Below are 15,697 nucleotides of genomic sequence, written 5' to 3'. Positions count from 1 at the left end.
CCCGGCGGCCACATGAAGTTGGGTGTTTCGCATCCGCCGGGGCGAGCGGCGTGACCGGTCCCCGCCGAGTACGAAAGGACATTTCCTCTCCGTGAACCTGCTGCCCACCGAACCCCCGGCCTGCACGCGCGAGGCCGGCAGCCTGTGCTACCAGGTGTTCCAGGTCACAAAGAACGAATGGCTCTCCGCGTCGGCCGGCTGGCTGCTGACGAAGCCGATCCGGATCCTGATGATCGTCGCCGTGGCGTTCCTGCTGCGGTACTTGGTACGGCGCCTGATCAACCGCGTGACGCGGATGCCGAGCGGCTCCTCGAACCTTCCCGCCCTGTTGAGACCGCTGCGGGAGAAGGCTCCCGAAGTGCTCGGGTCGGCGGTGATGGAACGACGCCGTCAGCGCGCCGCCACGATCGGCTCGGTGCTCAAGTCGATGGCGACATTCCTCATCTACGGCCTCGCGTTCATCCTCGTGCTGGGCGAATTGGGCATCGATCTGGCGCCGATCATCGCCTCCGCCGGCATCGTCGGTGTCGCGCTCGGTTTCGGCGCGCAGAACCTCGTCAAGGACTTCCTGTCCGGCATCTTCATGATGATCGAGGACCAGTACGGCGTCGGTGACGTCGTCGACGTCGGTGAGGCGTCCGGCACCGTCGAGGCCGTCGGCCTCCGGATCACCACCTTGCGTGACATCAACGGCACCGTCTGGTACGTCCGCAACGGCGAGGTGCTGCGGGTCGGCAACTCGAGCCAGGGCTTCGCGGTGGCCGTCGTCGACGTCCCGCTCGGCTACTCCGCCGACGTCGAGAAGGCCACGGAACTGATGGCCGAGAAGGCGAAGACGCTCCTGGAGAGCGAAGGCCTGGCCCCGAACGTGCTGGAGCCGCCGGAGATGCTCGGTGTGGAGACCGTCACCCCCGAGGGCATCAAGCTCCGCCTGACGGTCAAGGTCCGGCCGGGCAAGCAGTGGGCCGTGCAGCGCGCGCTGCGGGCGCATCTGCTCGCCGCGCTCGACGAAGCCGGCTTCGAGCCACCTCTGGGGCGCTTCATGGCGTCCGGCCCCGCCGGGCAGTAGGACAAGGGCAGAATGGAGCTGTGTCCGTGACCGAACCTGACCCCACCACCCTGTACGAAGCGATCGGCGGTGAGCCGGTCTTCACCCGGATCGTCGCGCGGTTCTACGCCGAAGTGGCGGTCGACGAGGTGCTTCGCCCGCTGTACCCGGAGGAGGACCTCGGCCCGGCCGAGGAGCGTTTCCGGCTGTTCCTCATGCAGTACTGGGGCGGCCCGCACACCTACTCGGACCGGCGCGGTCACCCGCGGCTGCGGATGCGGCACGCCCCGTTCAAGATCGGCCCGATCGAACGCGACGCCTGGCTGCGCTGCATCAAGATCGCGGTCGACGAGGAGAACATCGAGGAGCCCTATCGCGGGCAGCTGTGGGCGTACCTGGAGATGGCCGCCAACAGCATGATGAACAGTTTCGTGTGATGGAGCGCGACGTGGCTTGGTGGGACCAGGCGGTCTTCTACCAGGTCTACGTGCGCTCGTTCGCCGATTCGGACGGGGACGGCGTCGGTGACCTGGAAGGCATCCGCGGGAAGCTCGGGTACCTGGAGCTGCTCGGGGTCGACGCGCTGTGGCTGACGCCGTTCTACCGGTCCCCCATGGCCGATCACGGCTACGACATCGCCGACCCACGCGACGTCGACCCGATGTTCGGCACCCTCGGCGACTTCGACGTCCTGCTGACCGAGGCGCACAAACGCGGCATCAAGGTCACCGTCGACGTCGTGCCCAACCACACCAGCAACACCCACGCCTGGTTCAAGTCGGCGATGGCGGCGCCGCCGGGAAGCCCGGAACGGGATCGCTACATCTTCCGTGACGGGCTCGGCCCGCGCGGCGACCAGCCGCCGAACAACTGGATCAGCGCCTTCGGCGGCCCGGCGTGGACCCGGGTCCCGGACGGCCAGTGGTACCTGCACCTGTTCTCGCCGCAGCAACCGGACCTGAACTGGGCCAACCACGAGGTCGCCGCCGATCTGGAGCGGACCCTGCGGTTCTGGCTGGACCACGGGGTGGACGGCTTCCGCGTCGACGTCGCGCACGGCATGGCGAAACCGCCGGACCTGCCGGACATGGACCCGCGGGTGAACCCGCTCGGGCCGAGCGAGTTCTACGATCCGCGGTTCGACAACGACCGCGTCCACGAGATCCACCAGATGATCCGCAAGGTGCTCGACGAGTACCCGGGCACCATGGCCGTCGGCGAGATCTGGGTGACCGACGAGGAACGCCTCGCCCGTTATCTACGGCCCGACGAGCTGCACCTGGCGTTCAACTTCCGGCTCGTGCTCACGCATTTCGACGCGGACGCGCTGCGGACGGCCATCGAGCGGTCCTTGGCGGTGCCGAAGTCCGCCGGAGCCCCCGCCACCTGGACGTTGGGCAACCACGACGTCTGGCGGCAGGTCAGCCGGTACGGCGGTGGCGAACGCGGCGTCCGGCGCGCGCGGGCGATGGCGCTCGTCGAGCTCGCGCTGCCCGGAGCGGTCTATCTGTACAACGGCGAAGAACTGGGGCTCGGCAACGTCGACCTCCCGCCGGAAGCGCTCGCGGACCCGCGCGCCAAGATCTCCGGCGTCGAGTTCGGCCGGGACGCGTCACGGGTGCCGCTGCCGTGGGAAGGCGACCTGCCGCCGTTCGGTTTCTCGCGCAATCCGCGGACATGGCTGCCGATGCCCGCTTCGTGGGCGTCGGTGACCGTCGAAGCGCAGCTGGAGGATCCGGCGTCGACGCTGTCGCTGTACCGGCGGGCGATCGAGATCCGTAAGTCGCACGAGGCTTTCCGCGGCGACGAGCTCGAATGGTACGGCGCCCCGGCCGGGTGTTTCGCGTTCCGGCGGCGCGGTGGCGGACTGGTCTGCGCGTTGAACACGTCGGCGAGCCCGATCGCACTGCCGCCGGGTGAGGTGCTGCTGTCGAGCGTTCCGCTGGTGAACGGGAAACTGCCGGCGGACGCGGCCGTCTGGCTCGTCTGATCTCTTTCGGGAGATCAGACGAGCCGAACGACTCAGTTCACCACGATGTAGTAGTCGCGACTGCCCTCCGACCGGGTGCCGTCCGCGGCCCGGCTATAGACCTTGACGGAGTACCAACCCGAAGCGGCGGGTGTGAAGGTGAAGCTCGCCGTGCCGTCGGCCGAGGCCGGGACCACCGTGGGCTTGCTCCACTCCTCGTCGAGGTAGTAGGTGTACTCCGCAACGCCAGGCATACGCGGGGTCAGGGTGAAGACGCCGGAGACGCCGGGACCACCGCTGCCCTGGGAGTCCGGGTAGTCGGTGCTCGCCACCAACGGGGCGTCACTGGCCGTGTAGATCCTCTCGGCGGTGCCGGAGGTCAACCCCGCGCCGGTCGTGCTCCACACGTAAAGCCGGTGAAACCCCTTGCTCGCCGTGACGATGCTCGCGCTCGTGGTGCCACCGGCCGCGGCCGCGACGGTGGTCTCCGGCCCGTTGTCGATCCGGTAGGTGTAGGAGACGACATCGGCGATGCCCGGGGTGAAGCGGAACTCGGCGGGCAGTCCGACACCGGTTTCCCGGGGCCCGGCGACCTGGGGCTCCGTCGACTGCACGTAGAAACGGTGGACGTGCTGCGGCGACCGGTTGCCCGCGCTGTCGACGCTCGCCACGTAGAGATCGTTCGGGCCGGACGTCTGCGGGGTGTAGGAGACCGTCGCGGACCCGCCGGCGTGGTTCGCCGCCACGTAGGTGCCCGCCGGATCGGTGTTCCCGTAGTAGAACCCGACGACCGCGCCGTCTCCGTTGGCGTCGAAGGTGAACGAGCCCGGCATTCCGGCGCCGGGGTGCCAGGCACCGTCGTCCGGGTACTCGGCCGAAGTCACGGTGGGCTCGGCGATCAGGGATGTGGCGCTCGCCTGGGCCGGTACGGCGCTGAACGCCACCACCCCGACGGCCAGGAGCGCGGTGAGTCTCTGACGAATTCTCATGTGAAACCCCCAGGTGATCTTGTTGTCAGGTACAGCTAAGCACAAGGAAACGGTCCGTTCTTTGCGAAATTCGCAAAGAACGGACCGTTCAGGGCGCTACTGGATCAGTTGTTGAAGCCCGGGTGCAGCTTGTACTGCGTCTGGGCATTGAACTGGTTCTGCCGGACGAGCTTCGCCGGGAAGGTCCGCCAGTCGTTGAGGTCCAGGACGTCCAGGCCCTTCACGATGTCGGACGAGAAGATGTAGCCGTTGTACCAGTACGCCGACCACGTTCCACCGCCGACGAGCTTCTCGTTCGAGAGCGGGCCCCGCTCCCAGTACGCGATCTCCTTCGGCTTCGTCGAGTCGGTGAAGTCCCACACCGAGACACCGCCCTGGTACCAGGACTGGACCATGATGTCCTTGCCCGGCATCGGGACCAGCGAACCGTTGTGCGCCACGCAGTTCTCGGTCTCGGACTGCAACCGCGGGATCTTGTAGTAGCTGCGGAACTCCAGCTTGCGGTCGTCGCCGCGGCCGGTGATCTCGTAGATGCCGTTGGCGCCGCGGGTGGAGCCGAACTTCTCCAGGCAGGTCGCCATCCCGCCGCCGCCGAGTTCGTCGGTGAAGACGATCTTGGTGGCGTCGTTGTTGAAGGTGGCGCTGTGCCAGAACGCGAAGTTCACGTTGTCCTGGACACGGTTGATGACACGCGGCTTGAGCCGGTCGGAGATGTCGATCAGGACGCCGTCACCCATGCAGGCGCCGGCCATCAGGTCCTTCTCCGGCAGCGCCGTCAGGTCGTGGCAGCCGGTGGTCGCGGAACGACGGGTGCCGTCGGGGTTGGTGCCGCCTTCGTTGCCGCCGTCCGGGAACAGCACCGGCGTCGCGACCAGCGAGGCCTTCGCCGGGTCCTTCACCGGGACCTTGATGATCGACAGCTTGTCGTGCGGCGGCTGACAGTCGGGCAGATTGGCCGCCGGCGCGTACGACGAGACGTAGATGTAAACGTCCTTGCCGCGCTTGTCCGGCACCAGGGTGTTGGTGTGCGAACCGCAGTCGGTCTCGACCGCCGCGACGTACTTCGGCGCCGCGAGGTTCGAGATGTCGAAGATCTTGATGCCCTCCCACGCCGTCTTGTCCGAAGCGGGCTTCGAGACGCTGTTGCACGAGTTGTCGCTGCGCGACGCGTCGGTCGACAGGAAGAGCAGGTCGCCGGAGATCGACACGTCGTTCTGCCCACCGGGGCAGAGGACCTGGCTGACGATCTTCGGGCGGTAGGGGTTGCGGACGTCGAAGACGTTGAACCCGTCGTAGGTGCCGACGATCGCGTGGCCCTTGGTGAACGCGATGTCGGTGCCGGTCGAGTCCTTGGTGAACGGTCCCTGCTGCGGGACGTTCGCGATCGACCGGAGGTTGGGGCTGTGGACGATCTCGTCCACACCCGGGATCGTGGTCGCCGACGGCTCCGCGACGACGGCGGGCGCGGCGAGCGCACTTGAGGCCCCGAGGGCGGCGACCGCGGCCGCCGACACGAAGACCCTGGTCAAGCGACGTTTCAGCCCAGGCTGCAGCACGATATGGCTCTCCTTCCACCCAGCTTTACGCGCACCTTATTCCTTATTTAGGCTCAGCAGATACCGACCAACGGAGGAACTCCCGGGATGCGAAAAAGTTTGACATCGGCGCTGGTCGCCGCCGCTTTCCTCGTCTCGGGCTGCACCCCCGACGCGGAGCCCGCCGCCCCGGCCCAGAGCGCGCCGGTGATCGTCCCCGGCAAGCCCGGTGAGCAGGCGGGCACCGGCTCCCCCGGCCCGGTGAACCGCGATCAGGCAGGCGAGGCCGACGTCGAGTACATGACGATGATGATCCCCCACCACCAGCAGGCGAAGGTGATGACCGATCTGGTGCCGGGCAAGACGGCGAACGAGCAGATCCGGGCGATCGCCGGGCGGATCTCGGTCGCGCAGGACGGTGAGGTCACGATGATGAAGACCTGGCTGGCCGACCGCGGCAAGCCGGTGCCGGGCGAGGGGCACGCGGGCCACGGTGGCGGGCACGATCACGCGCTCATGCCGGGGATGGCGACCGAGGCCCAGCTGGCGGATCTGCGCGCGGCGAGCGGGGTGGCGTTCGAAAAGCTGTTCCTCGACCTGATGATCGCGCACCATCAGGGCGCGCTGACCATGGCCGAAGCCCAGCTCGGCAAGGGTGTGGAGATCAAGGCGCAGGAGATGGCGCAGGAGGTCATCACCGGCCAGTCCGCTGAAATCGAGCGCATGAAAACGATGCGCGCGAAGCTCTAGCCCTACGCAATTCGGCACCTGCTTGCGATGGTTCGCGATGCCAACTACCGCAAGCAGGTGCCGAATTGCGAAGTTCTAGGCGTCGCCGGAGGAGCCCAGGTCACCGAACCCGGAGTCGCCGGAGTCGTCGAGGGTGCCCGAGACGATCCAAGTCGCCAGCGCGGCGGCCTGGACATAGGGCGCCGCCTGCGCGGCTGCTCGTCCGGCGGCCTTGGCACGACCCCACTTCTCCGGGCGTTCGGCGCGTTCCGGCGCCTCCTCACCCGGCGGCCGCTCGGTCCGCCACGGAGTCTCCTCCGGCCTGACCTCGGCGAGGAAGTCCGCGGTCGGGTCCTCCACGTCCTTGCCGGCGTCGCGAGGGGCACTGTCGCTCATGGAGACAGCCTGACACCGCGGGCGGCCGGAAGCCACCCGCGGCGTCGAGCGGTAAGAAACGGCCGGAAGCCACCCGAGGGGTGGGCGGTTCAAATCTGTCAGAACAACAGCGGCAGGAGCGCGTGGCGGCGCTTGAGGACGGCGCCGTACCGGGCGTCGATGCGCATCCACGAATCCGTCGCGGTGACCCGGACGACGTCGCCGGCGATCGACGAGTCGAGGAAGCCCATCCCGGACAGCGCGAACAGGCACCGCATCTGGACCTTGATCTCCAGCTCGCCACCGGAGACGGTGAGCACCGCCTGATCCATCAGCGACGCCGGCGGCGTGCCGTGCGGGCCGACGTTGTCGCGGGCCAGCGTGACCCCGCGATCGGCCAGATCCGAGATCACCGTCGCCGGCAGTTCGTCCACCAGCTGCCAGCGGCCGGGGGCGGGCAGCTCGGAATGCCACATCAGGTCGCGGGCCGGGCCCGGATCCATCCGCTCGCCGCCGGCGACGGTCAGCGCGGCGAGCAGCTCGTTCCCGGACACGGTGATGTCCGGCGGCGTGATGTCACCGGCGACGGCCCTGGTGGCGAGGACCTCGAACGGGGTCGCGCACCACGCCTCGACGACACCGTCACCGCGCTGCCGCAACCGCACCAGCGTGTTCTGGTCGAGCCGGACCGCCCTGGCCACGAACGCGCCGAGCGTTTCGCGGTCGCCCGCGTCCGGGATGACGAGCTCAGGCATCCGCGAACCCCTTATCCAGGAACGCGCGTTCGTCCTCGGTCAGCCGCCGGGGCCGCTCCGACGCGGTGTCGAACGGCGCGAGCACCGTCTCCGCGGTGACCGCGACCTTGTCGGCCTCGGCGGGCCCGTTGTGCACCCGGTAGCCGAGGGTGAAGCTGGCGTGCTTCAAGTCCTTCAACGAGATCTCCACCCGGATGTCCTGATCGGACACCACGATCGGCGAACGGTAATGGACGGCCAGCTTCACCACCACGATGCCCTTGGGCAGTTCGGTGAGCCCGGCCCGGACGGCGTCCCCGAACAGCAGAGGGATCCGTGCCTCTTCGAGCAGGGTCACCAGGTTCGCGTGGTTGACGTGCCCGTAGACGTCCATATCCGACCAGCGCGGCCGGATCAGGGAAATGTACGCCACTACCTCACCGTGCTCCGGATCTGCCTCGCCGCCACCGACAGCGTCGCCAGGTCGAGCTTGCCGGACTGGCTGATCTCGTCCAGCGCGACGCGGGCCCGCTGCAGCCTTGAGGCGTTCGTCTTCTCCCAGTGGGCGATCTTCTCGTCGGGGTCGGTGTCCGCGTCGCTGTGCCGCAAGGCGTCCAGCGTGATCGCCCGCAGCGAGCCGTAGACGTCGTCCCGCAGTGCCAGCCGCGCGAGCGCGTGCCAGCGGTTGCCGCGTTCGAGACCGCTGATCGACGTCAGCATCTTGTCGATGCCGAGGTGGTCGGAAAGCGCGTAGTACAGGCCCGCTGTCTCCGACGGGGTGTGCACCGCGTCGATTCCCACCTGTTGCTCGGCCAGCTCCGCGACGTCGGTGACGTCGAGCAGGCCGAAGGTGTGCAGCAGGAGCGCCACCCGCTCGGCCAGTTCCGCCGGGACGCCCTTCTCGATCAGCCGCTCGGTGTTCGCGTCCACCGAAGCGCACTCGACACCGCGAAGCAGCTCGTGTGCCCTCGGGGCCAGCTCGCCGACGACTCGGCCGAACCGGTTGATCTCGGCGAGCGGGGCCAGCGGCTGCGGCCGGTTGGTGAGGAACCAGCGGGCGGCCCGGTCGAGCAGCCTGCGGGTCTCCAGCATCATTTCGTCCGCGACCTCGGTCGGCACGACGTTGTCCAGCGCGTCGATCTGGGCCCACAGCGAGGGCAGGTCGTACACGTGGGTGACCACGGCGTACGCGCGGACGGCGTCGGTCGCGGTCGCGTTCATCTCCTCCATCAGGCGGAAGACGTACGAGATCCCGGCGCCGTCGACGACCTCGTTGGCCACCATCGTCGTGATGATCTCGCGCTTCAGCGGGTGCTGGAAGATCGCGTCGCCGAAGCGCTCCCGAAGCGGCTTCGGGAAGTACTCGGGCAGACGACGCGAGAACACCTCGGAGTCCGGCAGTTCGCTCGCCAGCAGCTCGTCCTTGAGGTCGAGCTTGACGTGCGCGAGCAGCGTCGCCAGCTCCGGTGAGGTGAGGCCTTCGCCCGCCTTCTCCAGCGCGCGGAACTCCGCCGAACTCGGCAGCGCCTCGAGTTTGCGGTCGAAAGCGCCCTTCGCGACCAGCGCCGCGACGAGCCGCTGGTGCACCGACACCATCGGACCGGCGTGCGCCCGGCTGACGCCGAGCACGGCGTTCTGCCGGTAGTTGTCGGCCAGCACCAGCTCGCCGACCTCGTCGGTCATCTGCTCCAGCAGTTCGTTGCGCTGCTCGGCGTCCAGCGATCCGGTCGAGACCAGGTGGTCCAGCAGGATCTTGATGTTGACCTCGTGGTCGGAGCAGTCGACGCCCGCCGAGTTGTCGAGCGCGTCGGTGTTGATCTTGCCGCCCGCGCGGGCGAATTCGATCCGGCCGAGCTGGGTCAGGCCCAGGTTCCCGCCCTCGCCGACGACCTTGACGCGAAGCTGGTTCCCGTTGACGCGCAGGGCGTCGTTGGCCTTGTCACCCGCGTCCGCGTGCGTCTCGTTCTCGGCCTTGACGTAGGTGCCGATGCCGCCGTTCCACAGCAGTTCGACCGGGGACAGCAGGATCGCCTGCATCAGGTCGTTCGGTGCCAGCGCGGTGACGTCCTCGGCGAGCCCGAGCGCCTCGCGGACCTGCGGGCTGATCGGGATCGTCTTCGCCGACCGCGAGAAGATCCCGCCGCCCTCGCTGATCAGCGAGCGGTCGTAGTCCTCCCACGACGACCGCGGCAGGTCGAACAGCCTGCGCCGCTCGGCGAACGAGGTCGCCGAGTCCGGGTTCGGGTCGAGGAAGATGTGCATGTGGTTGAAGGCGGCCACAAGACGGATGTGCTCCGAGAGCAGCATCCCGTTGCCGAAGACGTCACCCATCATGTCGCCGATGCCGACGACGGTGAAGTCCTCGGTCTGGGTGTCCTTGCCCAGCTCGCGGAAGTTGCGCTTGACGCTCTCCCAGGCACCCTTCGCGGTGATGCCCATGGCCTTGTGGTCGTAGCCGACCGAGCCACCGGACGCGAAGGCGTCGCCGAGCCAGAAACCGTAGTTCGCCGAGACCTCGTTCGCGATGTCGGAGAACTTCGCGGTCCCCTTGTCCGCGGCGACCACGAGGTAGCTGTCGTCACCGTCGTGGCGGACCACGCCCGGCGCCGGGACGGTCTTGCCCTCGACGCGGTTGTCGGTCACGTCCAGCAGGCCCGAGATGAACATCCGGTAGCAGGCGATGCCCTCGTTCAACTGGGCGTCGCGGTCCAGACCCGGGTCCCCGGTGGCCGTCGGCGGGCGCTTCACGACGAAACCGCCCTTCGCGCCGACGGGCACGATGACCGCGTTCTTGACCGCCTGCGCCTTGACCAGGCCGAGGATCTCCGTGCGGAAGTCCTCCCGGCGGTCGGACCACCGCAGGCCACCGCGCGCGACGTCGCCGAACCGCAGGTGCACACCCTCGATCCGGGGCGAGTACACGAAGATCTCGTACTTCGGCCGCGGCTCGGGCAGTTCGGGCACCGCGCTCGGGTCGAGTTTGAGCGCCAGGTACTGGCGGGAGTTCCCGTCCTCGTCGGTGACGTGGTAGTTCGTGCGCAGCGTGGCGAGGATGACCGACATCAGCCGCCGCAGGATCCGGTCCTCGTCGAGGCTCGTCACCTCGTCGACCAGCTTGCCGATCTCGGTGGTGAGCTGGTCGGCCTGCGACGCGCGGGCCTCGTCGCCGAGGGAGAGGTCGAAGCGGGTCTCGAACAGCCGCACCAGCGCGGTGGCGATGTCGGTGTGCGCGAGGACGGTGTTCTCGATGTACTCCTGCGAGAACGGGATCTTCGTCTGGCGCAGGTACCGCGAATAGGCCCGCAGGATGGCAGCCTGACGCCAGGTGAGCCCGGCGCGCAGGACGAGGCCGTTGAAGCCGTCGACCTCGCAGTCGCCGCGCCAAGCGGCGTGGAAGGCGTCCTGGAAGCGGGTGCGGAGATCATTGTCCGCGTGGTCGAGGACCTGCGGGTCGATCCGCAGGCCGAAGTCGTAGATCCAGGACCGGCCGCCGTCCTCGCGGCGTAGTTCGTACGGCCGTTCGTCGACGACCTCGACGCCCATCCGCTGCAGGACCGGGAGCACCTGCGAGAGGGTGACGCCCTCGCCGCGCAGGTACAGCTTGAAGCGCCGCTCTCCCGCCTCGGCGTCGGCGGGCAGGTAGAACGACATCGACAGGTCGCCCTCGTCGGTCAGCGACTCCAGGGCACGGAGGTCCGCGAGCGCTTCGAGCGCGGTGAAGTCCTCCTTGTAGCCCTCGGGGAACACCGCGGCGAACCGCTGCCCCTGCTCGCCCGCGGACTCCTCGACCAGCAGGCCGATCGCGACGCCGCTGTCACCGGCGCGCTCGCGGCGCTCGGCGAGGATCGCCTCGACCATCCGGTCGTCCCAGCTGCGAACGGCTTCGTTGAGCCGTTCCTGGATACGCAGGGTGTCCGGTTCGGACCGCTGCGACGGATCGGTGTGCACGATGAAGTGCACCTGCGCGAGCACGGTCTCGCCGATGCGCGCGCTGTACTCCAGTTGCGTGCCTTCGAGTTCTTCGAGCAGGACCTCCTGCATCGCGAGCCGCGAACGGGTCGTGTAGCGGTCACGCGGGAGGTACACGAGGCACGAGTAGAAGCGGCCGTACGGGTCACGGCGCAGGAACAGGCGCAGCCGTCTGCGATCCGAGAGCGTGATCGCACCCGTCGTCGTCGAATACAGCGAATCGGTGTCGGCCGAGAACAGGTCCGCACGCGGCCAGTTCTGCAGCACTTCGAGCATCCGCTGGCCGGAGAAGGACTCCATCGGGAAGCCCGCGCGGTGGATGACCTCGCGGACCCGGTTGCAGACGACCGGGATGTCGAGCACGTTCTCGTGCAGGGCGGTGGTGGTGAACATGCCGAGGAACCGGTGTTCACCGGTGACTTTCCCGTTGTCGTCGAACGTCTTGACGCCGACGTAGTACGGGTACACCGGGCGGTGCACCGTGGACGGCGCGCTCGCCTGGGTCAGCACCAGCAGCGTCGGCGCGAGCGCGGACGCGGCCGTGTCAGGACCGGCGGTGAGGCTGCGCGCGGCCAGGCTGTCCTGGCGCAGCACGCCCAGCCCGGTGGCGAGCACCGCGCGCAGAGCGGGCTCGTCGCTGTCCGGGTGCGGATTGTCGATCAGCTCGTAGCGGCGGTAACCGAGGAAGGTGAAGTGGCCGTCGGCGAGCCAGCGCAGCAGCCGGGCGCCTTCCGCGACCTCGTGCGCGGACAGCCGCGGCGGGTTCCCGTCCAGCTCGTCGGCGAGACGGCGCGCCGTCTCCGTCATCTTGTCGGTGTCCTCGACGACCTCGCGGACGTCACCCAGCACCGACGACAGCCGGTTGTCCAGCTCGCGGGCGCGGTTCGGGTCCGTCACCAGGTCGATCTCGATGTACATCCACGATTCGGCGGCCGAGTTCGCCGGCGGCTCCGCCGGGTCGGCGGCCGGGTGGACCTCCAGCAGCTCGCCGGTCAGATCCCGGCTCACCACGACGATCGGGTGCACGATCCGCTGAACCTGCACCCCGTCCCGCGCGAACTCGGCCGCGACGGAGTCCACGAGGTACGGCATGTCGTCCGTGACGACCTGCACGACGGTGGCCTCACGCGTCCAGCCGTCTTCGGGGCCCGTCGGATTCAGCAGCCGCACCGCGGGACGGCCGGGCATCCGGTCCTTCGCCAGCTGCAGATGCGAACGGACGGCGCCGACGAGGTCGACGGGATCGTCACCGAGAATCTCTTCGGCCGGGATGTGCCGGTAGTACAGGCGGATCAAGTCGCCGATCTCCGGGGCGTACGCCGCCGCGGCGTCGATCAGGTCGTCCCGGATCTGCTCCGGGTTCGCCGACCGGCGCCGGGCGCCATCCTCGGTGCCGACATCTTTTCCGGGCGGGGACGAGACTCCCGTCGAGCTCATTTGAGGCAACTCTCCACTGTAGCGAGATTGACACCGCGACCGGCACGACTCTGTACCGGCCCAGACCCAACCTACAGCTCCGGACAGTCGGCTCCACAAGGCCGGGTCCCTCCCGGCCGTCGAAGATTTCCCTGCTCAGATACCGGAATCGCCGTGATCGGTTCAGCTACTCGCCGGTCACATCGGCGGTCTGTCCGGACCTTCCCTCGCCCCGCCGCACCGGGGTGACCAGCACCCATTCCCGAGCGAAGCCACGACGAGCCGTCTCATCGGGTCGACTGAATCGTTCAAGTCGCCTTCGGTTCCCACCGAGGTGGAGCAAGGGACCTTTGCTGTCGCCGGGTCAGTCGCTCCCGTTGGCGCGATGCCGGTCGTGGCCGTTGACGGGACGTTTTCCCGAGTCCTGGGAACCGAGTTGCTTCACGAGCGCGGCGGCACTGGCGGTACCCGCCTGATGCTCGGCGAGCGCGCGGGCGAGCAGATCCGCGAGACCCGCGTCCGGCGGCGGTTCCTCCTCCGCGATCGCGCGGGCATAGCTTTCCGGGAACGGCGTGACCGGCCGCCAGGAACCGGTGTCGGTCAGCGGGTCCAACGCCGGCGGCATCCGCAAACGCGGCAGCCACGGATCCGTGACCTCTTCCTTGGCGCTCGGGCGAGAGCTTTCCTGGGTCCCGCCTCCATACGACGGCGCCGGGTCCTCCCGAGGCGGCGGCGCGAGCGGAACGGCGGGTTCGCTGTACTCGACCGGAGGCTGCTCCCGGCGCACACGGCCGGTATCGGCGCGTTCTTCGGTGACAGGATCGGGTTGCACGGGATCCGCGGCGCCGTCCGCGCGACGACGGCCACCGCCGTGTCCGCCGGTGCTCGAGATGCCGAGCCGGTCCAGCACCGATTTCGCCGCCACGGAACCGTGTTCGGCGTCGTGCCTGGTCTTGCGCGAAACGGGAGTGGAGGACCGGCGGGCGCGCTCTTCGGCCGCCCACTCTTCGCTCTCCCACAACGGGGCGGCGGTACCCGGCGGCCCGGCCTCCGCCGCCATCCGCGGCCGGGGCTCGGCGGCGGGTTCGGGAGCGAGAAGCAGTTCCGGGACCACGGGCTCCGAGGCCGCCACGGGCAGCGGCTCCTCGGTCCGGGCGGGCGCCTCGACTTCGGAGCGGCGCCGCGCGGCCGGAGCCGGGGTTTCCGGCCGGGCGACCGCTGATTCGGGGACGACGGTCTCGTACGCCGCGGGAGCCTCCGAACGGTGGCGGCGCGCGCGCTCCGGTTTCGGACGCGACACCGGCTCGGGGCGCGGCGCGGGCTCCGGTTTCGGCGGCGGCAGCAGTTTCGGCGCGACAGGTTCCGCCTTGGGCTCGAACCTGATCGACGGCTTGGATTTCTTCGGCACCCGACGACGCCAGTCGCTGTCGGACACCACCTCTTCCCGGGCGGGCTCCGGACGGGACGGCGGCTTCAACACCGGTGCTTCGCTCTTTTCCGCGACCGGTACGACGGGGGGCTCCACCGGGCGCGGAGGCACGGCGGGGCGCGGAGGCTGGACCGGCGCGGGCCGAACCGGCGCGGGCTCCGCCTGTCTGCTCTGCCGCACGGGCCGCGGCGGCTCGCGAAGAACCGGCGGCTCGGTCGCGGCCCGCTTCGGCGGTGCCACGTCGATCGGCGCCATCACCGCGGTCACCTCGGCCGGTTCCGGCGCCGGAACCGGCGGTGGAGCGGGCGCCGCGGTGGCGGACGGTCGCGCGGAGGCGGACGGTCGCGCGGCGACGGCCCGCAGGACGTCGTCGAGGTCGACGGCGGCGTTCTCGGCCGCGCCGAACTCGCCGACCAGGACGTTGCACGCCTGCCTGCGCGCACGGGCGTGCAGATGCTCGGCGGCACGCGAACGGTGCAGGCAGCCGATGGCCTCCTCGGCCCGGCCGAGCCGTTCCTCGATCTGCGCGAGTTCCAGCCACAGCCGTGCCGTGACGGCGTGCAGATTGCGGTCCTCGGTCCCGGCGACCGCCTCACGGACGAGCATGCCCGCGGCTTCGCCGGACCCCGCGGGCAGCAGGACACGGGTGGCCACCGCCAGCCGCAGCCATGCGGCCGGCGCGATCCCGGCGGCCCGGACGGGCGCGTCGAGGATCGGCTGCGCGACCTCCAGCGCCATCTCCGTGTCGCCCCGGTCCAGCAACGCGCAGACGAGGTGCAGGACCAGCCTGATCCGGACGAGACCTCCGTCGTCGTCAGGGTTTCCGAGCTTTTCGAGCATGCCCAGCCCGGTCCGCGCGGCATCGGCGGCGGACGTCAGATCCCCGTGACGGCGACGGTGCGCCGACACCCCGACCCGCAGCATCGCGCGGATCAGCAACTGCGAGTCCGCCGTCATCGAGCCGTCGCCGAGCACGAGCTTGTCCGCCTCGGCGAGCACACGGTCCAGTTCCGCCTTGCGGCCGAACTGCGCCAAGCAGCCGACGAGGTGACACAACGCCTCCGCCCGGTGCGACGGCGAAACCGCCGGATCCGCCAGCAACGGACGCAGCGCGGCCAGCCCCGTCAGCGGGATGCCGACGCTGCGCGCGCAGACCGCCAGATCGATTCTCAGCCGAGCGGCGATGTCGCCGTAACCCGCGTGTTCCGCGGCGCGCAGGGCGGCCACTGCCCGGCCGACCGTCCGGGGTCGGCCACCGAGCCGCACCCGAGCGCTCACCACCAGGCTTTCCGCACGGATCCATTGCTCGTCGGCCCCGGCGGCCTCGGCGAGCGCGGCCGCGCGCTCCCCGAGGACCAGGGCGAGCTCGGGCGCCCTCAGGTGCAGGGCGTCCGCGCGTTCGATCAGCCTGCCGACAGCGGACAGGGTTCCCCCGGTGGCAGCCGTCCGCCCACCCACCATGGTGGTGGGTGGGCCCGGCCGTTGGCGCTTGCTGGCTTCCACG

11 protein-coding genes are annotated in these 15,697 nt (G+C 69.5%); 4 read left to right on the top strand and 7 right to left on the bottom strand.

All coding sequences use genetic code 11. From position 1 onward, the window contains the following. Window positions 1–91 precede the first annotated feature (91 nt). From H074_RS34390 to H074_RS34380, 3 genes are read left to right on the top strand one after another with little or no spacing between them, the layout of a single operon-like run. Window positions 92–1,069: a mechanosensitive ion channel family protein gene (locus H074_RS34390; RefSeq protein ID WP_007034710.1), complete on the top strand. Its 978-nt coding sequence runs from the start codon at window positions 92–94 to the stop codon at window positions 1,067–1,069. A 20-nt stretch (window positions 1,070–1,089) separates the two neighbouring features. Next, entirely contained in the window at window positions 1,090–1,485 is a 396-nt protein-coding gene (locus H074_RS34385; protein WP_007034709.1) for a globin, read from the top strand. Next, a complete protein-coding gene (locus H074_RS34380; RefSeq protein ID WP_007034708.1) occupies window positions 1,485–3,038 on the top strand; it encodes a glycoside hydrolase family 13 protein in 1,554 nt (517 codons plus the stop codon). Before H074_RS34385 ends, H074_RS34380 begins: the two co-directional genes overlap by 1 nt. Before the next feature lie 32 nt (window positions 3,039–3,070). Here the strand turns inward: H074_RS34380 and H074_RS34375 are convergent, their stop codons facing one another. Both H074_RS34375 and H074_RS34370 read right to left on the bottom strand, forming a co-directional pair. Further along, complete coding sequence (locus tag H074_RS34375; RefSeq protein WP_007034707.1) at window positions 3,071–4,006, bottom strand: hypothetical protein; 936 nt, start codon at window positions 4,004–4,006, stop codon at window positions 3,071–3,073. 104 nt (window positions 4,007–4,110) lie between these two features. Next, a complete protein-coding gene (locus tag H074_RS34370; RefSeq protein WP_007034706.1) occupies window positions 4,111–5,562 on the bottom strand; it encodes an LVIVD repeat-containing protein in 1,452 nt (483 codons plus the stop codon). A gap of 87 nt (window positions 5,563–5,649) precedes the next feature. On the opposite strand from H074_RS34370, the gene H074_RS34365 reads away from it, so the two are divergent. After that, complete coding sequence (locus H074_RS34365) at window positions 5,650–6,291, top strand: DUF305 domain-containing protein (RefSeq protein ID WP_007034705.1); 642 nt, start codon at window positions 5,650–5,652, stop codon at window positions 6,289–6,291. 75 nt (window positions 6,292–6,366) lie between these two features. On the opposite strand, the gene H074_RS34360 is transcribed toward H074_RS34365, so the two are convergent. The 5 genes from H074_RS34360 to H074_RS34340 all read right to left on the bottom strand — a co-directional run bounded on the left by H074_RS34360 (window position 6,367) and on the right by H074_RS34340 (window position 15,696). After that, window positions 6,367–6,666, bottom strand: coding sequence for a hypothetical protein (locus tag H074_RS34360; protein WP_007034704.1), 300 nt, complete (start codon window positions 6,664–6,666; stop codon window positions 6,367–6,369). 98 nt (window positions 6,667–6,764) lie between these two features. After that, window positions 6,765–7,400 carry a DUF8010 domain-containing protein gene (locus H074_RS34355; RefSeq protein WP_007034703.1) on the bottom strand — a complete coding sequence of 212 codons (636 nt, stop codon included), beginning with the start codon at window positions 7,398–7,400 and terminating at the stop codon, window positions 6,765–6,767. Further along, complete coding sequence (locus tag H074_RS34350) at window positions 7,393–7,812, bottom strand: acyl-CoA thioesterase (protein ID WP_007034702.1); 420 nt, start codon at window positions 7,810–7,812, stop codon at window positions 7,393–7,395. Before H074_RS34350 ends, H074_RS34355 begins: the two co-directional genes overlap by 8 nt. Continuing rightward, window positions 7,812–12,785 (bottom strand): NAD-glutamate dehydrogenase, encoded by a 4,974-nt coding sequence (locus tag H074_RS34345; RefSeq protein WP_007034701.1) that lies wholly within the window; start codon window positions 12,783–12,785, stop codon window positions 7,812–7,814. The genes H074_RS34350 and H074_RS34345 overlap by 1 nt, the downstream gene beginning before the upstream one ends. 343 nt (window positions 12,786–13,128) lie before the next feature. Beyond that, entirely contained in the window at window positions 13,129–15,696 is a 2,568-nt protein-coding gene (locus tag H074_RS34340; protein WP_007034700.1) for a hypothetical protein, read from the bottom strand. Between the last annotated feature and the right edge of the window lies 1 nt (window position 15,697).

It is taken from the genome of Amycolatopsis decaplanina DSM 44594 (genome assembly GCF_000342005.1).
GTDB classification, from domain to species: domain Bacteria; phylum Actinomycetota; class Actinomycetes; order Mycobacteriales; family Pseudonocardiaceae; genus Amycolatopsis; species Amycolatopsis decaplanina.
Note: the sequence above shows the minus strand (reverse complement) of the source record. Positions and strands in the feature narration are given on the sequence as shown.